At 67.5% G+C, this 23,194-nt stretch carries 24 protein-coding genes and 1 pseudogene; 10 read left to right on the top strand and 15 right to left on the bottom strand.

The annotated features are described in order from the left end of the window. Positions 1-106: 106 nt before the first annotated feature. Together NO345_RS06200 and tbsP are read left to right on the top strand one after the other, a co-directional pair. On the top strand, positions 107-2,167 hold the full coding sequence (locus NO345_RS06200; RefSeq protein ID WP_256297436.1) for a hypothetical protein: 2,061 nt from the start codon (positions 107-109) through the stop codon (positions 2,165-2,167). 410 nt (positions 2,168-2,577) lie between these two features. Next, the gene (tbsP, locus tag NO345_RS06205; RefSeq protein WP_256297438.1) at positions 2,578-3,396 is read left to right on the top strand and encodes a transcriptional regulator TbsP; all 819 of its coding nucleotides are present in this window, start codon (positions 2,578-2,580) and stop codon (positions 3,394-3,396) included. A 300-nt stretch (positions 3,397-3,696) separates the two neighbouring features. Here the strand turns inward: tbsP and NO345_RS06210 are convergent, their stop codons facing one another. Continuing rightward, positions 3,697-3,987 carry an amphi-Trp domain-containing protein gene (locus NO345_RS06210; RefSeq protein WP_256297440.1) on the bottom strand — a complete coding sequence of 97 codons (291 nt, stop codon included), beginning with the start codon at positions 3,985-3,987 and terminating at the stop codon, positions 3,697-3,699. 227 nt (positions 3,988-4,214) lie between these two features. Here NO345_RS06210 and NO345_RS06215 point away from each other — a divergent pair, with 227 nt between their 5' ends. Continuing rightward, complete coding sequence (locus tag NO345_RS06215) at positions 4,215-4,487, top strand: PadR family transcriptional regulator (RefSeq protein WP_256297442.1); 273 nt, start codon at positions 4,215-4,217, stop codon at positions 4,485-4,487. 33 nt (positions 4,488-4,520) lie between these two features. Here NO345_RS06215 and NO345_RS06220 read toward each other — a convergent pair whose 3' ends face one another. Further along, positions 4,521-5,729, bottom strand: a complete 1,209-nt coding sequence (locus NO345_RS06220; RefSeq protein WP_256297443.1) for an AI-2E family transporter — start codon at positions 5,727-5,729, stop codon at positions 4,521-4,523. Positions 5,730-5,815: 86 nt separating this feature from the next. On the opposite strand from NO345_RS06220, the gene NO345_RS06225 reads away from it, so the two are divergent. Both NO345_RS06225 and NO345_RS06230 read left to right on the top strand, forming a co-directional pair. Beyond that, positions 5,816-7,117, top strand: a complete 1,302-nt coding sequence (locus NO345_RS06225) for an MgtC/SapB family protein (protein WP_256297445.1) — start codon at positions 5,816-5,818, stop codon at positions 7,115-7,117. Between the two features lie 72 nt (positions 7,118-7,189). Then, complete coding sequence (locus NO345_RS06230; RefSeq protein WP_256297447.1) at positions 7,190-8,560, top strand: aminotransferase class III-fold pyridoxal phosphate-dependent enzyme; 1,371 nt, start codon at positions 7,190-7,192, stop codon at positions 8,558-8,560. 30 nt (positions 8,561-8,590) lie between these two features. Here NO345_RS06230 and NO345_RS06235 read toward each other — a convergent pair whose 3' ends face one another. Further along, complete coding sequence (locus NO345_RS06235; RefSeq protein WP_256297449.1) at positions 8,591-8,911, bottom strand: ribbon-helix-helix protein; 321 nt, start codon at positions 8,909-8,911, stop codon at positions 8,591-8,593. 266 nt (positions 8,912-9,177) lie between these two features. Between NO345_RS06235 and cysE the strand changes: the two are divergent. Then, positions 9,178-9,684: pseudogene (cysE, locus tag NO345_RS06240) on the top strand (serine O-acetyltransferase); the annotation flags it as partial. A gap of 110 nt (positions 9,685-9,794) precedes the next feature. Here cysE and NO345_RS06245 read toward each other — a convergent pair. From NO345_RS06245 to NO345_RS06275, 7 genes are all read right to left on the bottom strand, one after another. After that, on the bottom strand, positions 9,795-10,637 hold the full coding sequence (locus tag NO345_RS06245) for a hypothetical protein (protein WP_256297452.1): 843 nt from the start codon (positions 10,635-10,637) through the stop codon (positions 9,795-9,797). 100 nt (positions 10,638-10,737) lie between these two features. After that, positions 10,738-11,880, bottom strand: a complete 1,143-nt coding sequence (locus tag NO345_RS06250) for an acyl-CoA dehydrogenase family protein (protein ID WP_256297454.1) — start codon at positions 11,878-11,880, stop codon at positions 10,738-10,740. A gap of 76 nt (positions 11,881-11,956) precedes the next feature. Continuing rightward, complete coding sequence (locus NO345_RS06255; protein ID WP_256297456.1) at positions 11,957-12,748, bottom strand: helix-turn-helix transcriptional regulator; 792 nt, start codon at positions 12,746-12,748, stop codon at positions 11,957-11,959. A 227-nt stretch (positions 12,749-12,975) separates the two neighbouring features. Then, entirely contained in the window at positions 12,976-14,211 is a 1,236-nt protein-coding gene (locus NO345_RS06260) for an alanyl-tRNA editing protein (RefSeq protein WP_256297457.1), read from the bottom strand. Positions 14,212-14,430: 219 nt separating this feature from the next. Beyond that, the gene (locus tag NO345_RS06265) at positions 14,431-16,647 is read right to left on the bottom strand and encodes a DHH family phosphoesterase (protein WP_256297458.1); all 2,217 of its coding nucleotides are present in this window, start codon (positions 16,645-16,647) and stop codon (positions 14,431-14,433) included. Positions 16,648-16,694: 47 nt separating this feature from the next. After that, positions 16,695-16,955: a DUF7521 family protein gene (locus tag NO345_RS06270; RefSeq protein WP_256297574.1), complete on the bottom strand. Its 261-nt coding sequence runs from the start codon at positions 16,953-16,955 to the stop codon at positions 16,695-16,697. Between the two features lie 84 nt (positions 16,956-17,039). Then, positions 17,040-17,387: a winged helix-turn-helix domain-containing protein gene (locus tag NO345_RS06275; RefSeq protein WP_256297460.1), complete on the bottom strand. Its 348-nt coding sequence runs from the start codon at positions 17,385-17,387 to the stop codon at positions 17,040-17,042. 152 nt (positions 17,388-17,539) lie between these two features. Here NO345_RS06275 and NO345_RS06280 point away from each other — a divergent pair, with 152 nt between their 5' ends. Then, the gene (locus NO345_RS06280) at positions 17,540-17,740 is read left to right on the top strand and encodes a DUF7835 family putative zinc beta-ribbon protein (RefSeq protein ID WP_256297461.1); all 201 of its coding nucleotides are present in this window, start codon (positions 17,540-17,542) and stop codon (positions 17,738-17,740) included. 33 nt (positions 17,741-17,773) lie between these two features. Here the strand turns inward: NO345_RS06280 and NO345_RS06285 are convergent, their stop codons facing one another. Next, positions 17,774-18,037: a hypothetical protein gene (locus tag NO345_RS06285; protein WP_256297463.1), complete on the bottom strand. Its 264-nt coding sequence runs from the start codon at positions 18,035-18,037 to the stop codon at positions 17,774-17,776. A gap of 150 nt (positions 18,038-18,187) precedes the next feature. Here NO345_RS06285 and NO345_RS06290 point away from each other — a divergent pair, with 150 nt between their 5' ends. Continuing rightward, complete coding sequence (locus tag NO345_RS06290) at positions 18,188-18,925, top strand: metal-dependent hydrolase (protein ID WP_256297465.1); 738 nt, start codon at positions 18,188-18,190, stop codon at positions 18,923-18,925. A gap of 31 nt (positions 18,926-18,956) precedes the next feature. On the opposite strand, the gene NO345_RS06295 is transcribed toward NO345_RS06290, so the two are convergent. Continuing rightward, positions 18,957-20,135, bottom strand: a complete 1,179-nt coding sequence (locus tag NO345_RS06295; protein ID WP_256297467.1) for an ATP-binding protein — start codon at positions 20,133-20,135, stop codon at positions 18,957-18,959. 73 nt (positions 20,136-20,208) lie between these two features. Continuing rightward, positions 20,209-20,964 carry a mechanosensitive ion channel family protein gene (locus tag NO345_RS06300; protein ID WP_256297469.1) on the bottom strand — a complete coding sequence of 252 codons (756 nt, stop codon included), beginning with the start codon at positions 20,962-20,964 and terminating at the stop codon, positions 20,209-20,211. Between the two features lie 142 nt (positions 20,965-21,106). Here NO345_RS06300 and NO345_RS06305 point away from each other — a divergent pair, with 142 nt between their 5' ends. Beyond that, positions 21,107-21,499: an OsmC family protein gene (locus NO345_RS06305; RefSeq protein WP_256297470.1), complete on the top strand. Its 393-nt coding sequence runs from the start codon at positions 21,107-21,109 to the stop codon at positions 21,497-21,499. A 31-nt stretch (positions 21,500-21,530) separates the two neighbouring features. Here the strand turns inward: NO345_RS06305 and NO345_RS06310 are convergent, their stop codons facing one another. Further along, a complete protein-coding gene (locus NO345_RS06310; RefSeq protein WP_256297472.1) occupies positions 21,531-22,382 on the bottom strand; it encodes a Rieske (2Fe-2S) protein in 852 nt (283 codons plus the stop codon). Between the two features lie 148 nt (positions 22,383-22,530). Between NO345_RS06310 and NO345_RS06315 the strand changes: the two genes are divergently transcribed. Further along, positions 22,531-23,019, top strand: coding sequence for a DUF5799 family protein (locus tag NO345_RS06315; RefSeq protein WP_256297474.1), 489 nt, complete (start codon positions 22,531-22,533; stop codon positions 23,017-23,019). Here the strand turns inward: NO345_RS06315 and NO345_RS06320 are convergent. Further along, positions 23,016-23,162: a DUF7557 family protein gene (locus NO345_RS06320; protein WP_256297476.1), complete on the bottom strand. Its 147-nt coding sequence runs from the start codon at positions 23,160-23,162 to the stop codon at positions 23,016-23,018. The genes NO345_RS06315 and NO345_RS06320 overlap by 4 nt on opposite strands. Positions 23,163-23,194: the final 32 nt, after the last annotated feature.

Below are 23,194 nucleotides of genomic sequence, written 5' to 3' on the forward strand. Positions count from 1 at the left end.
GTTCGGGCATAAGTGTACTCGTCTCCGGGCGATACTGCCACCGAATATGTACTCACGTGCGGCTCCCGATACATCTAACTTCCATTAGTTACATCTACCAGAGCGAATGATAGAGTGGGAGGTGACGTCCACCGGACTCAGGGTCGTCGACCCTGGGAACTCGGAGTTCACGGTCGAAGGACCGAACCTCTCCGTGGCCGACGACGGCGTCTCGCTCCCACGGCCGGTCGACGCCACGCTCTCCTGCCGAACTGACGAGATCCGGTTCCCCATCTCGGTGGTGTACGTCGCCTCGGAGTCGAGCGACGCGACCTACGAGCTGGAGAACGACACCGGCCCGCTGGAGCTGCCGAACGGCGAGTACATCGTCGACCTCGACACCGACATCAAGACGTACCTGCGCGCGGACGGCCCGTTCGCCATCTCGAAGACGCCGGACTTCGAGGAGGTCGTCGTCAGCTTCGCCGAGGAGACGGACGTGACCCTCGGGTTCCGGAGTCGGAACGTCCGGCCGTCGGGTCGCATCACCGTCCCCCCGACGCCGCGGGGGCTGGCCGTCGCGCTCAGCCACCTGCCGTCGTCGCACAAGACCACCGCGCCGGACCGGACGTATCCGACGTTGCGGGGACACCCGCCGCTGGTCGAGACGGGCGACACCGTCGAGGTGTCCTCGGCCATCAGGGACGCGACGCCGGACGTCGGTATCGAGCTGCTGGTCCCGCCGTCGTTCGAGGAGCTCTACGTCACCGCCCCGCTCGCGTACTACCTGCAGGCGGATGTGGAGACGGTGCGGGATATCGAGGCCCCGATGCTCTGTGCGCCGGGAGCCGGTATCCGCCACGAACTCGGGACGATGCCCGACCTGGAACGGTGGACGACACGGCTGCTCCGGAAGACGTTCTTCCTCGACTGTCTGGTCAGGAACGCCGGGCCGTACGGGACGAACCTCGCCGAGGAGAGCCTGCTCGACGCGCTCGGCCTCGACGCCGAGGCGCTGTACCACGCAAGTCCGGTGGACCGCCTCGAAACCTACCTCGACGTGCCCTACGCCGCACTCGAACACCGGCTGCCCGACTGGCACCTCTCGATGTACGTCGAACCGAGCGCGGAGACGCTGGAGACGATTCCGTTCCTGTTGCACGACCTCGCTGCCATCTACATGCCCCGCACGTCGGAGCTGGAGGGGTCGGAGCTGGTCGAACGCTCGCTCGACGACTTCTACCGGGCGGTCGGCCCCGGCGAGGTCGCCTCCGTCGACATCGTCAAGCCCGAGCTCCGGGCGGGGCGGGTGCACGGCTGGCTCGCCGACGGCGTCCCCATCGACGTGTTCAAGTGCACGCCGGCGGCGTACCGGAACCGGCTGTCGGTGCTCGACCGACAGCACGAGACCGCAGAGGTGACCGTGGTGCTCAACGACGAGAAGATGGACGACGAACAGATCGACGTGGGCCGTATCTACCGCGAGCACGCGGCCGACCTCCCGCTGTCGGTGAACGTCGTCGACCACCTCGGCACCGCCGAACTCGCCCGCGTGTTCGAGGGCGACAACGACTTCGTCCACTACATCGGTCACTGCGAGACGGACGGGCTGCGCTGTCCCGACGGCTACCTCTCGGCGAGCAGCCTCTCGTCGTGTGGCACCCAGACGTTCTTCCTGAACGCCTGCGGCTCGTTCCACGAGGGGATGGAGCTCGTCGAGAACGGTGCGGTCGCGGGCGGGGTCACGTTCACGCAGGTGCTCAACGACCACGCGGTGAAGGTCGGTTCGGCGTTCGCCCGGCTGCTCATCCACGGGTTCAGCTTCGAGCGCGCGCTCCGCATCGCGCGGCGTCGGATCATGATGGGCAAGGACTACGCCGTCGTCGGCGACGGTACCTACACGCTGACGCAGACGACGAACCGGCTGCCGACGACCGCCGAGCTGGAACGGCTCGACGACGACCGGTTCTTCCTCACGTTCGACCAGTTCTCGCTGCAGCACGCCGGCAGCTACTACCACCCGTACGTCGAGGGCAACGAGTACTCGTACCTCTGCGGGAACGAGTCGGAGTTCGCGCTGTCGAAGACATCGCTACTGGACTTCCTCGAGCGGGCGGACACGTCGGTCATCTACGACGGCGAGTTCTGCTGGTCCGACGACCTCTACGTGCAGCTGGCGAACGAGTGACGAACGAGTGGCGTCCCCGGCTCAGGGTCCGGTGTAGGGGCTGCTTCCGCCGTCGAGGCTGTTCTTCGGGGGCCGTCCGGAGGTGGGGGTGCCACGTCGCATGGATACACCGTCCTGTCTCCCAATCTGACTTATAGATTGTGGGGTCCGAGTCGTGTCGGGTAACCGGAACGTACCTTCGACCATCGAAGCGAGACGGCGCGAACGCCTTCGAACCCGAACCTGTGAACGGACTGGTGGGTTTCAGGAACCAAAGTAATTCGACGTCATTTGCCACATCAACCCATGTGATAGCCTCTCAATTTTCCTCTCGTTTACACTGGAGCGGAATCAAGAGCCGATTGCCAAGATTTGAGGCCTCACTGGCCAATAAAATTAAGTAGCGCCGGGGCGTTTTGTTGTGCATAGGCATGAGTTCGAATTTACTCGACAGACAGATTGACGATATCCTCCACACCGTGCTGGAGGATACCACGGGCGACGTGTTCGTGGTGAACCCGTCGGCCGACGCCATCGAGGAGTTCGTCCGCGTCGCGACTCGCTTCGAGGGCGAGCTTCCGACGGTCCACATGCTCGCCGACGAGCGGACCCTGAAGGACGTCATGGACGACTTCATCGTGGCGTCGAACGCGGCGGACCTCGTCGACCGGGACGCGCTCGAACTCCGCACGGTCGAGGAGACCCCGGAGAACTCGCTGCTCGTCACCGAGGACAGCGTCGTCGCGCTCGTCACGGCGGGCAACCGTGTCGGTGGGCTGACGACCGAGGACGACGAGTTCGTCGCGACGGCGTACGACGCCTACATGGCGTCCTGGGAGGACGCGGAGGCGTTCAAGCTCCGGACGCCCCCGATCTCGCGCGTCCGCGAGTCACTGGAGACCGACATCAGCCCCGAGGCCGAGGCGGACTTCACGAACATCCTCGACTCGCTCGAGACCGCACGTGGTGACGGCGAGGGACTCGACGAGGTCACCATCTCGCTGCTCGTCGCCGCGAAGAACGAGGCACTGCTGTACGACATCAGCAAGTGGGGCGAGGACGTGGGCATCGCCAGCAAGGCGACGTTCTCCCGCACGAAGACGAAGCTCGAGGACATGGGCCTCATCGACACCGAGAAGGTCCCCATCGACGTCGGCCGGCCGCGCCTGCGTCTGAAAATCGGCGACGACCGCCTGCGCAACGCCGACAACGGCCAGCTCGCGACGGTCGCACAGTCCATCCTCAACTGAGCCGGTCACACCGTTCTTCGCCCGTACACGCCCGGCGAGTGGCCACGCCGTCGGCGAGGTTTCTGTCCTCGTCGAGAGGGCACCGCGTTGGCCGTTTGCGGTACATTTAAGAGTCTGGCACCGATTGTTTCAGGTGACGCTTCGCTTGGAGGGCCGAAGCGTCAGCGGGGACCAATTCAGGGCGGCAAGCGACCACGCGGGCCCACTATTCCCGCGTGGTCTGCTTTCCTGTTTCGAACATCACACCCGGAGCTTCAGCTCCGTCGTAACGACCGAAAGAACGAGCCGCAGCGCTGCCGATTACTCGATGGCGAGGTCGCCGGTGTCGCCGGCACCGCCGGACTGACGTTCGTCCCACTCGAGTTCGAACTCGATGCTGAGCTCGCCCTCGCTTGCGCCCTTGCTCGTCTCGCGTTCGGCCTTGACCTCGAACTCGACGCGCTCCGGCGGGTCCATCGTGACCGAGTCGTTGCCGGCGGTGAGCGTCAGGGACTCGCCGCCGTCGAGCTTGTCCGCGACGGTCCGCAGGTACTCGGCGACGTCTGCACGGGTCCGCATCGCCTCTGTCTTGAACAGGACTTCTTCTGGCATGGATATCCATACGCGCCGACACACCATAAGTGTCTCAACTCGGCGGACATAGACAGATTCCAGACAGCTTTGCCTGTAAATCGGCGGTTCTATCGCCATCGGTGAGCTCCTGTAGCTACCGAAAACCGGATACATAAGGCAGTTCCTGCCGTTCGACACTGAATATGCAGGGCGGGGCCGACATACTTAATAATAGTCGACAATAAATCGCGAGCGACGTTCCCCCAATGCACGACCTGACAGGATTCCAGCGCGATTTACTGTATGTAATCGCCGGGAAAGACGAACCACACGGACTCGCGATCAAGGAAGAGCTAGAGAACTACTACGAGAAGGAGATCCACCACGGTCGCCTCTATCCGAACCTCGACACACTCGTCGACAAGGGCCTCGTCGAGAAGGGCCAGCGTGACCGTCGGACCAACTTCTACACGCTGACGCGCCGTGGCCGTCGGGAGATCAGCGCCCGCGACGAGTGGGAGTCGCAGTACGTCGAGTGAACAGGCACACGCTCGACGACGAGTGACAGGCACTCACTCGTCACTCTGACCCGCAGGGGAGCCACCGGGCACATCTTCTGTTCCAGTCTCCGCCGGTTGGTCCGTCGCCGTCTCGAAGTGCGACGGGTCGACCGCGTAGGGCTGGACGCGTTCCGCGTTGAGCAGCTCCGGCAGCACCAGTCGTGCGAAGTGGACCGAGAGCACCAGCAGCATCGGTCCGAGGAAGATGCCGTACCAGCCGAAGAGCAGCGGCCCGAAGATGTACGCGAACATCACCGACCCGACGTGGAGGTTCCGCCCCGAGACGTAGGGACGCAACACGAGGTCGGGGATGACGTCGACGATGACGAACGAGACGGCGACGAACACCACCGGGAACCAGAACGCGCCGGTCGGCTCCTCGGTCGCCGCACGGAAGAACAGGAAGCCGGCGACCGGGAAGTAGACGAGCTTCATGCCGACGACCGGGATGAGGCTTGCCGCGCCGGCCAGCAGGCCGACGAGTGCGGCGTACGGGATGGCTCCGCCCGGGGGCGCGTACACGTTCAGGAGGCTGTAGGAGATGGTCCCGATGATACCCGTGAGGAAGGCGTTCAGGATGTTCCCGAAGAAGATGTTCCTGAAGTCGCGGTCGACGACGCGGAGGTAGGCCGCGAGCACGCCGCGGTCGTCGCCGAACGTGGTCCGGAACCACCGCGAGAGCCGGTGGCCGTCCCGCAGCAGGTAGAACGCGATGGCGATCATCACGAACAGGTGGAGCAGGCCGGTGCTCACGAAGCCGACGTACCCCTGTGCGTCGCTCGCGAGGTTCGTGACGAGGTCGAGGCCCTCCGGGTCCGAGAGGAGCTGTTCGGGGTTGTTGACCGCCGAGGCGATGTCGAAGTACGGCTCGAGCACCTCCGAGATCTGGTCGACACCCGTGCCGCCGCCGCCGTTCGCCTGTTGCTCCTGGACGTTCTCGAGGAAGGCGTTCAGCTCCTGGAGACCGATGGCGATGGCGTAGGCGAGCAGGAGTAGGAACGGCAGAGCGAGGGTGAAGATGGCGACGGTCGCCGCCAGGCTCGGTGGTCTGACACCGCGTCGCCGCATCCGGCGGTAGATGGGCCGGGTCGCGTAGTAGATGAACACGCCGAAGACGAACGTGCCGACGAACGAGTAGAACACCCAGAACAGGATGGCACCGAGGGTGAACGCGAGCAGCCACCACGCGGCCTCCGAACGTCGGACGTCGTGGCCCCACATGTGTATGGACGCGTTGGCGACCAGCAAAAGGTTAACCCGCCCGCACGAGGGCAGGCTTTTTACATGGGAACGAGGTACGATATGGGGTGAACGTCGTGCTTCAGGGGTCCGCGAGCCTCTCGCTGGACAGTACGGTCATCCGGTTGCTCCTCGCCGGAGCCCTCGGGATGTTCCTCGGCCTCGAGCGCGAGTGGTCACAGAAGTCGGCCGGGGTCCGGACGTTCTCGCTCATCGCGGTCGCGGGGGGCGTGTTCACGCTGCTCGCCATGGAGACCCAGTGGGGCGGGCTGTTGCACATCATCGGTGGTGTCCTCGTCGTCGCACAGGGTGTGGTGCTCGCGGTTCGGGGGCTGATGGAAGGCGGGGAGAGCGGGCTGGCGCTGACGACCTCGATGTCGATGCTCGTGACCTACGGCGTCGGCGCGCTCGTCGTCGCCGGGTTCGTCCTGGAGGGTGTCACCGTCGCGGTGCTGTCGTCGATGCTCCTCGTGCTCAAACGGGAGCTGCACTCGTTCGCGGACAACCTCTCGCGCGAGGAGGTGCGCTCGGGGGCGGAGTTCGCCATCCTCGCGTTCGTCGTCTACCCCCTGCTCCCGCCTGGAGAGCAGACGTACGCGTACGAGCGCCTGGGCGTCGAGGCTATCCAGATCGAGCCACGGGTCGTCTGGCTCATGGTCGTCACGGTCGCGGCCATCGGCATCGTCAACTACGCGGTCGTGCTGATGTACGGGAGCCGGGGCATCGCCGTCACCGGCTTCTTCGGCGGGCTGGCGTCCTCGACGGCTGTCGTCGGGTCGATGATGGACCACGTCCGACAGCACGACGACGCCGTCTCCTACGCCGTCGCGGCCATCCTGCTGGCCGACGCCGCGATGGCGATCCGGAACCTGTTCATCGTCGTCGCCTTCTCGGTTTCGACGGACATCCTCGTCCCGACGGCGGTACCGCTCGTGATGCTCGTCCTGGCGTCGTTCGCGGTCGCGGCCTGGTCGGCGGACTGGCGCGACAGCGTCGAGATGGACCTGGAGAGCCCGTTCTCGCTGCGGTACGCGCTCGGCTTCGGCGTGATGTTCCTCGTGGTTCTCGTGGTCGGTGCCGTGGCGGAGGCCCAGTTCGGGGCGGAGGGGTTCATCGCCACCGCGGTCGCCTCCGGCCTGGTGTCGAGTGCCGGTGCGACCACCTCGGCCGTCCTGTTACACCGTGGCGGGACCCTCACCACCTCGACGACCGTCATATCGATACTGGCAGCGACGGCCTCCTCGGTGCTGGTGAAGGCCGCACTCACCGCCGCGAGCCCGAACCGACGGTTCGCGCGGCGGGTCGCCGTCTTCAGCGGCGTGCTCGTCGTCGTCGGCGGTGTCGCCACGGTCGCCGTCCTGTTCGCGTGATGGTGTCGCCCCGGGAAAATGTTACGTAGAACTAAACGAATGTATTAAACGAGCCCTCCCCGTAGCGGGAATATGGACAGAGACACGGCCGAGCCACGGGTACGAGAGATGCCCGGGGCGAAGGCGAAACAGTGGGTGGAGTACCACCACCAGTTCTCCGCACCGAGTACGTACGTCTACGACTTCGTCTGGGACATCACCGAGGAGTCCACGGGTCCGTTCTGTACCGACGTCGACGGCAACGTCCTGCTCGACTTCACGAGCCACGTCGCCGCCGCACCGCTCGGGTACAACAACCCGAAGGTGATGGAGCCGCTCTCGGAGCTCGAGCTGTTCGACCCGGTGAAGATCGCCGGACAGGACTTCTACGCCAGCGGTGGCTGGCCGCCCGAGGACCCCGACATCCCGACCCCGACGCAGCTGATGGACCGGCTCGTCGACGCGACGGACCACTACGACATGGACCGGGTGTTCCTCTCGAACTCCGGTGCAGAGGCGGTCGAGAACGCGATCAAGATCTGCTACAACCGGCGCGGCCACCGCGCCTTCACGTTCGAGGGGGCGTTCCACGGGCGGACGCTCGGCGCGCTCTCGCTCAACCGCTCGAAGACGGTCCACCGGAAGGGCTACCCCGAGGTTCCCGGCATCGTCTCGCTCCCCTTCATCTCGACCGAGGAGGAGTACCAGCAGCGCTGGCGGACCGACGGTCACGGCGGGAACGTCCTCGCCGACAGGCTCCACGCCGCCGGCAACGTCGACCCCGACGAGGTCGCCTACATCATCCTCGAACCCGTCCAGGGCGAGGGTGGCTACCGCGTCCCCCACGACGGCTTCATCCGGGACATCGCGGACATCCGCGACGAGCACGGCATCTACGTCATCGCCGACGAGATACAGGCCGGTCTCGGCCGCACCGGCGAGATGTGGGGCATCGACCACCTCGACCTCACGCCCGACGTCATCACGTCCGCGAAGGGCCTGCGCGTCGGTGCGACCGTCTCCCGCTCCGACGTCTTCCCCGAGGAGAAGGGTCGCCTCTCCTCGACGTGGGGTGCGGGCGACATCCTCTCCGCGGCACAGGGCGTCGTCACGATGGACGCCATCCACGAGTACGACCTCCTCGAGAACGCCCGGACCCGCGGTCGCCAGCTCTGGGAGACCATCGCCGACGCCGACCTCGATAGCGTCGTCGACATCCGTGGCCGCGGGCTGATGTTCGCCGTCGAGTTCGACACCAAGGACCGCCGCGAGGCCGTTGTCAAGGAGGCGCTCCACCGCGGACTGCTCACGCTCGGCTGTGGCTACAAGAGCCTGCGCCTGCTCCCGCCGCTCGACGTCACCGAGCGCGAGATCGAGCTCGGTGCGAACCTGTTCGTCGAGGCCGCCGAGGCCGCCGAGCGCGACGCACCCGTCGCCACGACCGACTCCAGCGACGCGTACTGAGACACGCCCGAGTTTTCCAGCGACCCCGCGTCAGAACTGGTAGCGCCGGTCGTCGTTCGTCTCCGGCTGCGGGAAGCTCCCGCCCGTCATCTCCTCGTAGGTCATCCCCGAGAGGTACTCGTCGTAGGTCACGTCGTACTCCGACCGCAGCTGGAAGTCCAGCTTGCCCGAGTCGACGGTCGTCTGGAAGAGCAGGTGGACCGCACGCTCGAGCAGCTGGTCGGTGTCGGTGCCCAGGCCGGCGGCGAGCATCGCCAGCTCGTTCTTCGTCTCGCGGTCGAGGTCGAACTCGCGGTCGATGTCCTCGTACGCGTCGGTCACGTCCGTCTGCAGGTCGTCGAGTCCACTCATGGCTGCGGGTAGTCGGTCGCGACTGAAGCGCGTTTCGTGTCCGGGTCGAGGGAGACGGACGTCGCTGACACCGACAGCGGTCTGGCCGCCACGACCGCGGCTGTGCGTCCCGGTCGCGGAACCGTACCCCTTTTTGCCGCTCCGCTCCCAGGAGTGTGTATGTCGGTCACAGCTGCACCCGACCGTATCGCCGTCGACCACCGCCGGTCGAGCACGGCGTGTCGCTGTTCCCCGTCGGGTGCACGTGGCCACGGGGTGGGGGGCTGATGCTCGCCCGACTCCGCGAGGACGTCGCGGCGGTGCTGGAGCGCGACCCCGCCGCGAAGAGCAGACTGGAGGTGCTGACCTGCTACGCCGGCCTGCACGCCGTCTGGGCCCACATCGGCATCCACCGGCTCTGGGAGGCCGGTCTCCACCTGTCTGCACGGCTGCTCTCGCAGTTCGTCCGGTTCATGACCGGCGTGGAGATCCACCCCGGTGCAGAGCTGGGACGTCGCGTCGTCATCGACCACGGGATGGGCGTCGTCATCGGCGAGACGGCCGAAGTCGGCGACGACGTGCACATGTACCACGGCGTCACCCTCGGCGGGAACTCCCCGAAGCCCGAGAAGCGGCACCCGACGCTCGGCGACGGTGTCGTCGTCGGCGCGAACGCGACGCTGCTCGGTGACATCCACGTCGGCGACGGCGCGCGCGTCGGGGCGGGCTCGGTGCTGACGAAGGACGTCCCAACCGGCGAGACGTGGGCGGGGGTCCCCGCGGCCCGGGTCGACGGGCCGGCCGAGGCGTCGGAGGCCGGCGCGGACGAGGCCGAGACGGCCGACACCGCGGGCACCGATGACCCGGGTGTTCCGGGCGACGGGGCCGAGGTCGAGGCCGACGACTAGTCGAGCGGCACCGACCCGTCGATGGGTTCGCCCCGGCCACAGCGAGGCACCGTGACGAGCACGCCGTCGGCGGTCCCTTCGGCGGTCGCACCTTCGGCGGTTATCGGGAACGGTGGCACGATGCGAGCGACGCGTTCGGTCCGGTCGACGCCGTCCTCGCGGTCGGTCTCGCCGAGCAGCCACACGCAGAGCGCGCCGTTCGCGACACGGATCTCGGCGTGTGTCTGTGCGCCCGGCGTGGGGTCGAATCGGACGACGAGCTCGTCGCCGGTCACGGTCACGTCGCCGTCGCCGATGCGCTCGCGGAGGCCGAAGGCGCGCTGTGCGACCCCGGCGATGGCGGGGACGACGACGCCGGCGAGGAACCCGCTCCCGCGGAGTCGTTCGAGGGTGTACGAGGGCGGGGTGTCGGGGGGTGTCGGTGGGCCCTGTCGGCCCTCGCGGACGAACCGGTCGCCGTCGCGGCGGAACGTCGCCTCGTGTGCGACCGACCCGTCTACGTCGCAGGTCCGGAGTGTCGGGCGGACGAGCCGAACGTCGGAGGCGGGGCCGGGGAGTTCGGTGACGAGGACTCGCGCGCAGGCCAGCGTGACGTGGTGGCCGAGCTCGGCGGTGGTCGTCAGCTCCTCGTCGGCGTGCAGGACGCGGTCGACCAGGGAGCCCTCGTCGGTGGGTCGGACGCGGAGGGTCACCGCCTCGGTCTCCCCGACGGCGGAGCGGAGCCGACAGGTGAGCGACTCTGGCGAGACGCTCGGAGGTCGTTGGCCGGCCGCGTCACCACGCTGCCCGTCGGTTCCGTCGTTGTCGTCCCGTTCCGGGTCGGTCCTGCCGGTAGCCATCGGTGGTGGCAACGAGGGCGACCGTAATAATTTTCAGGGCGTCCAGGTGAGAAACCGCCGACAGGTTCGGGCCTCGTCGGGGGCCGAACCGCGTTCCCGCTCAGGCGTCGTCGCCGAGCAGGTGCCGTGCGATGATCTTCTTCTGTATCTCCGTGGTGCCCTCGTAGATGGTGAGGATCTTGGCGTCGCGGTAGAACCGCTCGACCGGGAAGTCGGTTGTGTAGCCGTAGCCGCCGTGTATCTGGACGGCCTCGTTGGTCACGTCCATCGCGGCCTCGCTGGCGAAGTACTTCGCCTGGCTGGCGAGGAACGCGGTCTCCATACCCGCGCCCGCTGCCTTCTTCTGGGCGGCCTCGTGGGTGAGCAGGCGACCGGCCGTGACCTGTGTCTGCATCTCCGCGAGCTTGTGTCGGATGGCCTGGAAGTCCGAGATCGGCTGCTCGAACTGCTCGCGCTGCTGTGCGTACTCGACGGCGGCGTCGAGGGCGGCCTGGGCGAGCCCGACGGACTGAGCACCGATGGCGATGCGCCCGCCCGTCAGGATCTGGAACGCGGCGGAGAGTCCGCGGCCCTCCTCGGTGAGCTGGTACTCGGCGGGGATGCGTGCGCCCTCGAAGATGAGCGTCGTCGTGTCCGAGGCACGGAGACCGAGCTTGTCCTCCTTCTTGCCGACGCTGACGCCGTCGGTGTCCGCGGGGACGAGGAACTGGGTGATGGAACCGGGGTCGTCGCGGTCGGTCTTCGCGAAGACGACGTAGACGCCGGCGCGGCTCCCGTTCGTGATCCACTGCTTCTTGCCGTTCAGGACGAACTCGTCGCCCTCGCGGGTGGCGGTCGTCGACATCTCGGCGGGGTTCGAGCCGGCCTCCGGCTCGGAGAGCGCGAACGCGCCGACTGGACGACCGTCGACCATCTCGGGGAGCCACTCGTCGTGGACGTCCTGCGAGCCGAACTCGTCGATGCAGGAGGTCGCGAGCCCGTGGACCGACAGCGCGGTCGCCACGGCGAGCATCCCGTGGGCCAGCTCCTCGTTGATGATGGCGTAGGTCACCGGGTCGGCGTCGTAGCCGCCGTACTCCTCGGGGACGGTCAGCCCCGTCAGGTCCAGCTCCGCCAGCCCGTCCCAGACGTCCTCGGGGAAGGTCTGCTCCGCGTCGCACTCCCGCGCGACCGGCCGTAGCTCCTCCGCCGCGAACTCGCGGACCACGTCGCGGACGGCGGCCTGCTCCGAACTCAGATTCATACCCCTGCCTTCGCGGGCGAGTGGAAAAAGTTGCCCCATTCGCGCGACGACCGCGTCGTGCCCGACGGGTCCGTCCTCAGTCCTCGAGGAGCGCCTCGACCGGCATCGCCCGCTCCCAGATCCGTTCGAACACCGTCGCCCCCCAGTCCGCGGCGTCGTCGGACTCCCTGACGAGTTCGGTCTGGGGGTCGTACGTGCCGTCCAGTCGTGGGAGCGAGAGGTACACCCCGGACTCGGTGACGGTCATGGCGAACTCGACCGGGACGACCCGGATATCCACCAGTTCCGCGAACGGCGGGGGCTCGTCGCCGTTCGGGTCGTCCTCCGGTGGGAGCTCCAGTATCTCGGGGTCGAGCACCAGACGGACGGCGTCGGGGTCGCCCTCCAGCAGTGCGTCGGCGAAGCGGTCGTCGTAGACGGGTGCGAGCACGGAGATATCGTCGGCGTCCGCGATGGCCGTGCGGACCCGACGCGCCGCCCGGAACGGGTCCGTCTCGGGGGAGTCGACGACCTCACAGCCGGCGAGCTGGTGCAGCTCGCGTCGGTCGGGTTCGGGCAGGACGCCGAGGTCGTGCTCGTCGAAGTAGGGGCGAGCCTCCTCGACGACCGATTCGACGGTGCCGACACGCTCCAGCAGGTCCGCGACGGCCCGTCCGGTCCCCGTAAGCGCCACCCGGCCGTCCTCGCGCTCGTAGCAGAAGCCGCGGTCCGACAGCCGGTTCAGCGCGTCGTACACGGCCGACTCGCTGGCCGCGGTCGAGGCAACGACCGCCTGTCGCTCCCGGGGCTCGCTCGCGAGTGCGATGAGCACCTCCTGTCGGGAGCGCGAGCCACAGACGAACTCGACGCGTTCGGTCGGACCGACCATACAGGAGGTGACGCCGCGGCGGTCATATGTGTTTTCCTCTCGGTTGTATTACCAAAGTTTCCGAGGATGCCGGAACGCTCCACCCTGGTTCGGTCGTTTCGTGGAGGTCGGAATGGTAACCTTTAGACAGTACGTTACGGTACTTTCCGATGCTGCCCGTCGGTGCTTTCGGCGTACGTCTCCCTCGTCGTACGCCTTCGCCATCCACCCGTGCCGAGCCGGGGGGTTCAGGAACCCGCGCCGCCGAGCCCCTCGGCCACCCTCGCTGGCGAGGCGTCGATACCGCCACCCTGCGCGAACGACCCGCTGCCGCCACCGCCGCCGCCGTAGTCGGCTGTCACGGTCTCCACGACGGCCGAGGCGTCGTGCTCCGGTCCCGACGCGACCGCGACGAAGGTTCCGCCCGACTCGCCGACCGCCACCACGACGTCCGCATCCCGCCCCGCTGACGCCTGGAGCGGTTCACGGCAGTCGTTCGCCTCGACGCCCTCGACCGTCGCGACCAGCCACGTCGCTCCGTCGCGCTCGAACGGGTCGGCCGCCGCCAGCGCCGACTCCACCAGACGCCGCCGCGCCGACGAGAGCTCGGACTCCAGCGCCTCGACCTGCCCGGAGAGCCGCGTCGCCGCCTCGGCGAGGTCCGCCGGTGCGGCGTCGAGTTCCCGGCCCGCGTCGAGCACCGCCCGCTTCTCGGCCGCCCGGTGCTCGATGCCGCGTTCTCCCACCGCGAACTCGACCCGGGTCATCCCCTCACCGGGGTTCGACCGCGAGAGCAGCGTGACCGGGCCGATCTCGCGCGTGTTCCGGACGTGGGTGCCACCGCAGGCAGCCACGTCCCACGGGCGCTCCCGCGGCTCGCCCGGCACCACGTCGCCCTCGCCGACGGTCACGACGCGCACCTCGTCGGCCCCCTCGAAGACGCCCTCCTCGGTCTTCGTGTTGAACGCGACGAACTCGTCGTCGCGCAGCTCCGACAGCGGGACCGACTTCCAGCCGACCTCGCGGGACTCCCACACCGCCATGTTCGCCAGCCGCTCCAGTTCGACCAGCGTCTCGTCGGTCACGTCGCTCGACGTGGTCAGGTCGACCCGGACCTTCTCCTCGTCGATGCCGAACCCGCCGTAGCCCAGGTCGTCACAGAGCCGCCGCGCGGCCCCGTACAGTACGTGGCTCGCCGTGTGTGCCCGCATGCAGTACATCCGGAACGTCCAGTCGACCTCGCAGAGCACCGCCGAGCCCTCGTCGAAGGCCGGCTCCTCGGCCAGCGTGTGCACGTGCTCGCCATGTCGGTGCTGGACGTCGACCACGGGCACGTCGCCCACGGTGCCCCGGTCGCTCGGCTGGCCGCCGCTCTCGGCGTAGAAGTAGCTCGTCTCCAGTCGGACCTCGCGCCCGTCGACGCCCGTGACCGTGGTCTCGAAGCGCGTCGTGTACGGCTGGCTCGCGGCGAGTTGGCCTGTCATTACGCGACTGCAGACGGGCGGGCGAGAAAAACGTGCCGCCGGTCGGGGTTCCCGACCGCGCGCCGCGCTGGACGCCACCCGCCATCCCGGCAGGGGGTCGACCCGTACGGGTGCGTCGCACCCGGGCGTTCGGTCGGTCCTGACCGTCGAATCCCGCGACTGTCGGGACTCACGGACCGGCGAGCAGCAGAGAAGCCGATTGGACGGTGAGCGCGGCGTTCAGGCGAACGAGTTCGCGATCGCGGTGACGGCAGCGTTCAGCACGTCCTCGCGTTCGCCGCGGAGGAACTCGACGTGCCCGTCACGGCCACCGACGACGCTGACGCCGGCCTCGGGGACCTCGGCGTCGACCGTCTCGCCGAGGTCGCGCACGTCGATGGGGCTGGTGCTCCGGACGTGGAGTTCGTCCTCGTCGAGGCCGAGGGTGACGAGCTCCGCGTCGGTCTCAGCGCCCTCCTCGCGGTGGAGCGCGTCGAGGAGGAGCTCGGTCGGCGGGAAGTCGAACCGGTTGCTGAACGCGTCGGCGTCGAGGACCGCGAAGTCGACACCGGCGGCGGTGCGCCGCGAGAGGTTCCGCTGGGCCGTCTCGACCTCGCGGTCGAGCTTGGTGCGGAACTGCTCGCTCACGTGGCCGGCGAGCCCGTCGGCCGCCTCGAACAGGATGTCCGTGATGAGCTCGCGCTTGTCCTTGTAGGACTGGTAGAACGCCTCCAGGCCGACGGCCTCGCGGAGCTCGGCGGTCTCCTCGGCGGTGTAGCCGGCATCGCTGGCGAGGTCGGTGTAGGCCGTGGGGGTGTCCTGCCAGTAGCTCACCGCGGGGAGGTGTGCGAGATCGTCGCGCACGTCGTCGTTGACGTGGGCGGCGACGTTCGCGGCGAGGGCGGTCGTCGTCACGTCGGTCACGTCGCCCGCGAGGTGCGGGTCGACGATGCCGCCGAGGTCGTCGACGACCTCCTCGTCGGGGTAGCCCGAGTCGACGACGAGGCACTCGGCACCGTAGACGTCGAGCAGCTCGTAGCCCTCGCGGGACTCGAGCGTGCTGCCGAGGTCGACGAGGACGACGAGCGGGAGCTGCTCGCCGTGGCGCTCGCGGGCGTCGAGCATGTCGGTCACGTCGTCGGTCGCGGCGTCCATGCCGTAGACGGTGTCGTCGAGCGGGCGGCGCTCGCAGAAGTGGTACTGGGCGTCCTGGCGCTCGTGCTCCGCCTCGACGAGGGGCAGGACGGCGCGCTCGATGGCGGCACCGGCGACGTAGCCGTCGGCGGTGGCGGTGTGGCGGACGACGACGGGGCGGCCCTGGATGACCGCGCGGCGGATCTCGGTCGCCACGTCGCGGATCTCGCCGGCGACGGCGGCGACGGCGTCGTGGTCGGCGAGGAGGTCGACGCTCCCGGGGTCGGCCTGCTCGTCCAGCGCGGCGTCCATGCGCTCGGAGACCGCGGTGGCGTCCTCGGCCTCGAGCGTGGTCAGCACCTCGGTCTCGAGCTGGACCTCGTCGTGGTGGCGCTCGACCTCGCCCTCGAGGCGGACGACGTCGTCGACGTCCACGTCGGGGTAGGCGCGCACGCCGGCCTCCTCGAAGGCGGCGGCCTCGACGACGCCGGTCTCGTCGCGGATCTCGAAGACGGTCGGGCCGGACGTCTGCCGGATGCTCACGATCTCGCCCTCGATGCGGACGACCTGTCCGATGAGTTCCGAGACGTTGTCGACCGTGCTGCGTGCGAGCTGGGACTGTTCCCCGGGCTCGGCCGCGTCGTCGTCGGTGTCGGCGGTTTCGTCGGCGGTAGCGGCGTCGGTCCCGTCGTCGTCGGTGTCGGCGGTCTCCTCGACTGCGTCGACCGTCTCGTCGCTACCCTCGGCCTCGCCCTCTGAGGGCGCTTCCTCGGTGGCGTCCGACTCGGTCGTCGCGGGGGTCGCGTCACCCTCATCGGGGGTCCGGACCTGCTGCTTCGCGGCGGCGTTCCCGCCGGCCGTGACCGGTTCGGTCTCCTCCACGTCGGGCTCGTCGGGCTCGTCGGGCTCGTCGGGCTCGTCGGGCTCGTCGGGCTCTTCGGGCTCTTCGGGGAGCTCGTCGCCCTCCGGGGTCTGGATGAGCTTGCCCCGGAAGTCGGACTCGCGCTGGCGGATGGACCAGCCGAGGTCGACGTTGCCGTTGTCGCGGATGTCGGTGACCTGCACGTAGACGGCGTCGCCGGAGTCCCAGTCGAGGCTGTCCAGTCGGCGGTCGAGTTCGCTTCGGTGCAGCAGGCCGGTGACGGAGGTACCGATGTCGACGAACACGCCGAACTCGGCGAACCCGTCGACCGACCCCTCGTAGTAGCGGCCGGGCTTCAGCTGGTTGGCTCGGTTGCCTTCGAACGTGAAGACGACGTCCTCCTCGTGGCTCGAACAGATGTGCCCGTCGACGGAGGCACCACAGATGATACAGTTACCCATTTGACCGAGTAGAGTGGACCCGGCCTAAAACGGTTGTCGAATCTATCTCAGCGATAGAGCGACAGGTAGAGCATGCTGAACCCGACGATGAACGGGATCGTCTCCGCGACCTGAAAGTACGTCGCGGTCTCTGCGGTGGCCTGGCGGGTAATCTGCGTGCTGATGGTCGTCAGTGCGACGCCCATGCTGATGAACGCGAAGCCGATGAACGCCGACTCCAGTCGCTTGCCACCCTTCTGGTTGTACGCCTGGAAGCTGATGAACGTCAGCCCGAGCGCCAGCGCGAAGAGCACGAGGCGAAGCCCCATCAGGAGCACGTCCGCTATCGCGCTCAGCTCGACCACCGGGTCTCACCCCCCGGTCGCCGTGTGGGACCATCCAGTCGTGGTGACTCACCGACCGAGTTCGTCCCAGAGGCTGGAGAAGCGGTCCGGCAGGTTCTCCTTGCGGTAGATACGGATGTCGTACTCATCTTCCTTGAGTCGAATGACGGTGGCGTCGAAGTTCGACTTGAACGCGTCGTAGTGGTTCCCGTCGCGGGCTACGAGCGTCTCCGACGTTATCAGGTCGTGTTCTTTGAGCATCTCGATGCGGCGGTAGACGGTGGGGAGCGAGAGGTCACAGAAGTCGGCCACCTCCTTCGCCGACCGTGGCTCCTCACTCACGGCTGCGAGGACCTCCCGTGCGTTCTCGTCGCCGATTGTATCGAGTATCTCTTCGATTGGCCGCTCGTCGTCCACGAGTTTACGTGACCGGTTGGTGACTAAAAGGTTTGTGTCCGAAGAGTTTCACCTGTCGGATAGCGGGGCGATAAACGCGGTAGATAACCCGGTTATTACATCGGGTGAAAACGCTAACTGGACGTTATATGGGTGGCCGATAATGGGCATGTATGGCAACGACTGACGACTCCATAGACGGGTTGACCGAACACTGCGACCACTGCGGTACGGAGACGCTGCACAAGGTTTCCGTCCAGATCATCACCGAGAGCAGCAAGCGTGAGAACGCCCAGTTCTCCCGCGAGCCGTACCGCGTGAAGGAGTGCCAGACCTGCGGCGAGCGCTCCAGCCAGCGGATGAACAACGCCTGACCGTTCGGCGATCCCACATCGGAGTCGGGGCGGTCACTCGAAGACCGGGGAGTCGGCCGCCAGCGACTCCACGTCTGCCGCTATCTCTGCTGCTTCCTCGGGGAACAGCGATACCTGCACCTCGTTCCCGGAGTCGTCCTCGAAGACGAACTTGAGACGCTTGTCGCCGAACTCCCGCACCTCGACGGACTCGACGTCGAACAGCTTCGCCGAGGCGGACTTGTTCGTCGGGCCCACGTTCTTGATGCTGCCGTCTTTCAGTTCGACCATGAACTCGTCGAGTTCGAGTGCGAGCATTGTCGACCGTTCGCCACACCGGACCATAGTCGTGGGTGGTGTCCGTCCGCGCGGCCACCTCGCCCCGCCCCTCAGTTCGGTCCCCGCCGTCGATTCCCTGCTTCCGACGCGCGTACCTTGAAGTAGCCACCGGCCGAACTCGAGAGTGCCATGGAACTCACCTGGTACGGACACTCGACGTTCGGTGTGACGGTCGGCGAGACGGAGCTGCTCATCGACCCCTTCTTCGACAACCCGAAGACCGACACCGACCCGGAGGAGCTCGATCCGGACTACGTCCTGCTCACACACGGGCACGCCGACCACGTCGGCGACGTGGACCGTTACGAGGGGACGGCGCTCGTGGCGACGCCCGAGGTCGTGGAGTACTGCCGGGACGAGTTCGGCGACTACGAGGCCGTCGGCGGCATGGGGATGAACATCGGCGGCACCGTCGAGTGCGGCGACGCCTACGTCACGATGCACCGCGCAGACCACACCAACGGGATGGAGACCGGCTACGGCACCTCCGGCGGGATGCCGGCCGGCTTCATCATCTCCGATACGAAGCCCACGCAGGTCTCCGACGAGGAGAGCGAGACGTTCTACCACGCGGGCGACACCGGGCTGATGACCGAGATGCGCGACGTCATCGCGCCGTACCTCGAACCCGACGCCGCCGCGGTGCCCATCGGCGACCACTTCACGATGGGCCCGTGGCAGGCCGCAATCGCCGTCGACTGGCTCGACGTGGACTACGCGCTGCCCATCCACTACGACACGTTCCCGCCCATCGAGCAGGACCCCGACGACTTCGCCCGCGAGGTGCGCGCGACCGGAACCGACGCCGAGGTCGTCGTCCTGGAGGGTGACGAGAGCTGGAACCTGAGCGAGAACCTGCTCGACTGAGCCGCGGGCCAGCCGCGCCCGAGAGCGACGGTCACTCCTGGAACGTCATCCCCGATATCTCGAATCGAAGGCCGCCGTCCGGCACCGCCTCGACGTCGACCGTCCAGTCGTGGGCTTCGGCGATCTCCTCGACGATACCGAGCCCGAGCCCGGTCCCGTCGGGCTTCGTCGAGAAGCCGGTCTCGAACAGCTGCTCCGGTTCCAGCTCGGGGTCCGTCAGACCGACGCCGTCGTCCCGGACGACGATGGTGTCGTCGTCCGACTCGACGTGGACGCAGAGGTCGTCCGTCGTCACCGTTCCCTCGTCCCCGCGAGCATGTGAGCGGGGGCTCGTCGAGCCGTGCTCGACGGCGTCCTCGTGAGACGAAGTCGAACGAGGGCTCGTGGAACCGTGTTCCACGGCGTCCCCGCGAGCGTGCGAGCGGGGGCTCGTCGGGCCGTGCTCGACGGCGTTCCGGAACAGGTTCTCGAACAGCTGTCCCAGCCGGCTCCAGTCGGCCAGCACGATGCCCGCGGTCTCGTTCTCGAGCGTCGCGCCGTCAGTCTCGACGTTGTTCCACGACTGCGAGACGAGCGTCGAGAGCGGCGTCGGCTCCAGCTGTTCGGTTTGCTCGCCCTCGCGTGCGAGGGTGAGCAGCTGTGTCGTGAGCCTGTCCATCCGGTCGAGGCTGCGCCCTATCTCGTCGAGGTGGTCGCTGTCGGACTCCTCGCGGGCGAGCTGGAGGCTCGTCGTCGCGACGCTGAGGGGGTTCCGCAGGTCGTGCGACACCACGGAGGCGAACTCCGCGAGTCGTTCGTTCTGCCGTTCGAGCTCCGCCTCGTGGCTGGCGCGCTCGGTCACGTCGCGGTAGAGCCAGATGTTCGCCTCCCCGTCCGGCAGGTCGTGGGGGATGTAGGTCCGTTCGAGCGTCCGCCCGTCCGCGAGGACCACCTCCTCGTCGTGGACCGGCTCGCGCCGTTCGAGCAGCTCGTCGAGGCGGGTGACGAACGCGTCGGGGTCGGCGAACCTGTCGGCGGCGTGTTCCCCGACCGCCTCGCAGTCGGTGCCGATCAGCTCGCCGGGGTCGCTGGGGATGTCGAGCAGCTCGCAGAGGCGGTCGTTGACGAGGAGTATCTCCCTGGCGGCGTCCTCGATGAGCACGCCCTCCGGCAGGTGCTCGACCAGCGTCTCGAGGACGAGGTCCGAGGACTCCAGGGAGCTGTCGGTCATGGAACACCGGTTCGGCACGGAGCCGAATAACCGTTCTGACCGTCGGGCCGAGAAAAGCCGCCAGCGAGGAGCGCTACTCGTCCGCGCCGTCTTCGTCCGTGCCGTCCCCGTCCGCGCCGGCGAGGTGGTCCTTGCTCACCCAGCCGACGGCGAGGCCGAGCGCGATAGCGAAGCCGAGTGCGAACGCCTGGATGATCGAGAACGCGATGCCGCCCGCGCCGGTCGACGCCGCCAGCGCACCGAAGCCGACCGCGATGGCGATGAGGTAGACGAACACCTGGACGGCGGCACCGAACAGCGCGCCGACCTGCCCGTCGCCCAGCTCGGAGTCGCTCATGCGGTCCTCGACGAGGTCGGCCAGCCAGAAGCCGAGCGCCACCACGACGGCCGCGATGATGGCGGTCGGGAGGAACTCCACGGCACCGTTGAACGCGGCGGCGACCCGGCCGATGCCGAGCTCCTGCATCACCAGTAGTCCGACGAGCAGGTAGATGTACAGCGTCGCGAACTGGCCGAGCAGTCGGCTCAGGTCACGGCCGGGGAGGAACCCGCCGACGGGCGAGTCCTCGGCCAGCTCGTCCAGCCCCATCCGTCGCGTCACCTTCACGACCGCGCCCGAGACGAACCTGGCGACGAGGAAGCCCACGACCAGGTAGATGAGCGCGTACACCAGGTTCGGCGCGATGCCCTGGAAGTCGGTGACGATGCGCGAGAACACGTTGTCCAGCCACCGGATGAGCGGCGTCGGCGTGATCTGGAAGTTGTCCTGGAGGGGAATCACGCCGAACACCCCGCTGCCGTCGATGCTCGGTGACCGTCCTCTGTCCACGTCTTGGATTGCACTGTCATGGCGCGTTCGTGCTGTCGTCCGTCCTGTAATTAAAATTTTCGTACACGATTCGTCTGAGACAGAGTCCCGCTCGCCCGCAAGAACAACTATCAAGGCGCTGCCGGGCGTCAACACGAACGCAATGTCCAAGGAAGTCCACAGCGTCTCCGAGGAGGGATACAGCACCGAGAACACGATCCGCGACTTCGAGACGACGGTCGACGCGACCGGCGAGGCTGCGCCCGACACACTCGAGGCGCTGCTCGCCGCCTACGCCTCCTGCTACGTCCCCGCGCTCCGTGTCGGCGCGGAGCAGCGGCAGGCCGGCGACCTCGGCCGCATCGAGATCGACTCGACCGGCGAGCTGAACGACGACGACAAGCTCGCGTCGGTCCACTTCGACGTGAAGGTCGCCGGCGACATCGGCGACAAGGGCGACGCCATCGTCGAGCGGGCCCACGAGCTCTGCAAGGTCGGTGACGCCGTGAAGGCGGAGCTCGAGGCCGAGGTCGACATCGAAGGCGACGCGTTCTGAGGTCGGTTCCGCACCGAGGGTTCACTCCGCCTCAACCGTCGGTATCCGGCCGCGGGAGGGCGGTGAACGACCGTTCGACGATCTCGAACGGGTCGTAGACGGACTGGTGGCAGCCGCAGTAGCTCTTGTTCGCGGCACCGAACTTCGGCGCGTCGCTGCTGTCCTTGAACCCCGGGATACAGCAGAAGTGCGTGCACTTGTTCAGGAAGGCGATGAACCCGTCGACCGTGGTCTCGGCGAGCCACTCGTCGTCCTCGGCGGCACGCTCGACGCGCGTGCTGCGGATGATCTGGATGGGGAGTGTCTCCTCGCTGTCGACCTCCTGCGAGCGCCAGGTGCAGTTCGCGGGCTTGCCGTAGCCGTCCTCGCCGATGTCGTTGCCCCACTCCGCGTAGTCGTCGAACTGGTCGACGTGGGCGCGCTCGCCGATGCTCGTCTGTTCGGTCTGCCAGTCGAGGCGGGTGTTCGCGCTGTAGCGCATGTAGTTGTCGTGCTCGCTCTCGGGCTGGACGTTCTGGAACGTCTGGCAGCCGCAGTACTGGAACCACTGCGTGGAGTAGGTCACACCGCCGAGTTCCATCTCGGCGACGGTGACAGTGGTGCCGTCCTCGAGCTCGCGCTCCTCTGCCTCGGGCCAGACGCCTTTGAGGTAGCCCTCGTCGTCGAGTTCGAGCGGAATCTGTGGGATGCCTCGGGGGGCGGGGCCGTCGGTGTTCTTCGCCGCGCGGTAGGTGACCGTCCCACCGCCGGTGCCGACGCCCGTCGTCGTGCCCTCGATGGCGGCACCGGCGGCGGTCGTGATGGCGGCCATCGCCGCACCGCCCGCGACACCTTTGACGAACCGTCGTCTGTCGCTCTCCGTCGGATACTTGTCGGAATCCATGGGGACCACCCGAGACGAGTCGGCACGGACAGATATACCGGGTCGTGAGTTCCCGTCAGGTGTCAACTGGAGCAACTTTCTTGAGCGATGCCACCGCAACGTGCGCGCGAGCGCAATCCTGATACGGATGCTCACGAAAGGCCACGACATGAACAACCGCTGGACGGATCAGGTCGTCGGTGAGCGGATGACGGTCGACAAGGAGTTCACCCAGGACGTGATGAACTCGGAGTTCACCAACCAGGAGTGGGACCTCATCATGAGCGCGGTCGAGTTCGAGATCGAGAACCCCGACTCCCCGGCGGATGCCCGCATCGTGGCGAACACGGAGAAGGTGGCGACCATCGTGCCCGAGCTCGACGACATCAATGCCCAGATGCAGGCGATGGGCGGCGCGCCGGGTGGCGGCTCCAGCGACCGCGGTTCGAGCGGTGGCGGTATCGTCGACTCCGTGAAGTCCGCGCTCGGGATGGGCGGCGGTGGCGGGGACGACGAGCCCGACCAGGAGCGCATCGACGCGGCGAGCGAGCTCGCGGGACGCTACGGCGAGGAGCTACAGGACCACCTCGAGTCGAAGGGGCGCTGGGAGGAGATCTGTGCGGTCGCGGCGCGGTCGCAGTCCGGGGACGGGTCCTAGCCGTCGCCCGACCGGAACATCGTCAGCTCCTCCGCCTCGTAGATGTTCATCAGCTCCGTGACGAGCTCGTCGTAGCTCTCGTCGTCGACCCGGAGGCTGTCGAGTCGCTCTACGGTCTCCTCGCGGAGTTCAATCTCCGGCATACGTTACCATACGACGAGGTGACGGAAAACTC

The sequence above is a fragment of the Haloarchaeobius salinus genome, from assembly GCF_024464185.1.
Lineage (GTDB): Archaea > Halobacteriota > Halobacteria > Halobacteriales > Natrialbaceae > Haloarchaeobius > Haloarchaeobius salinus.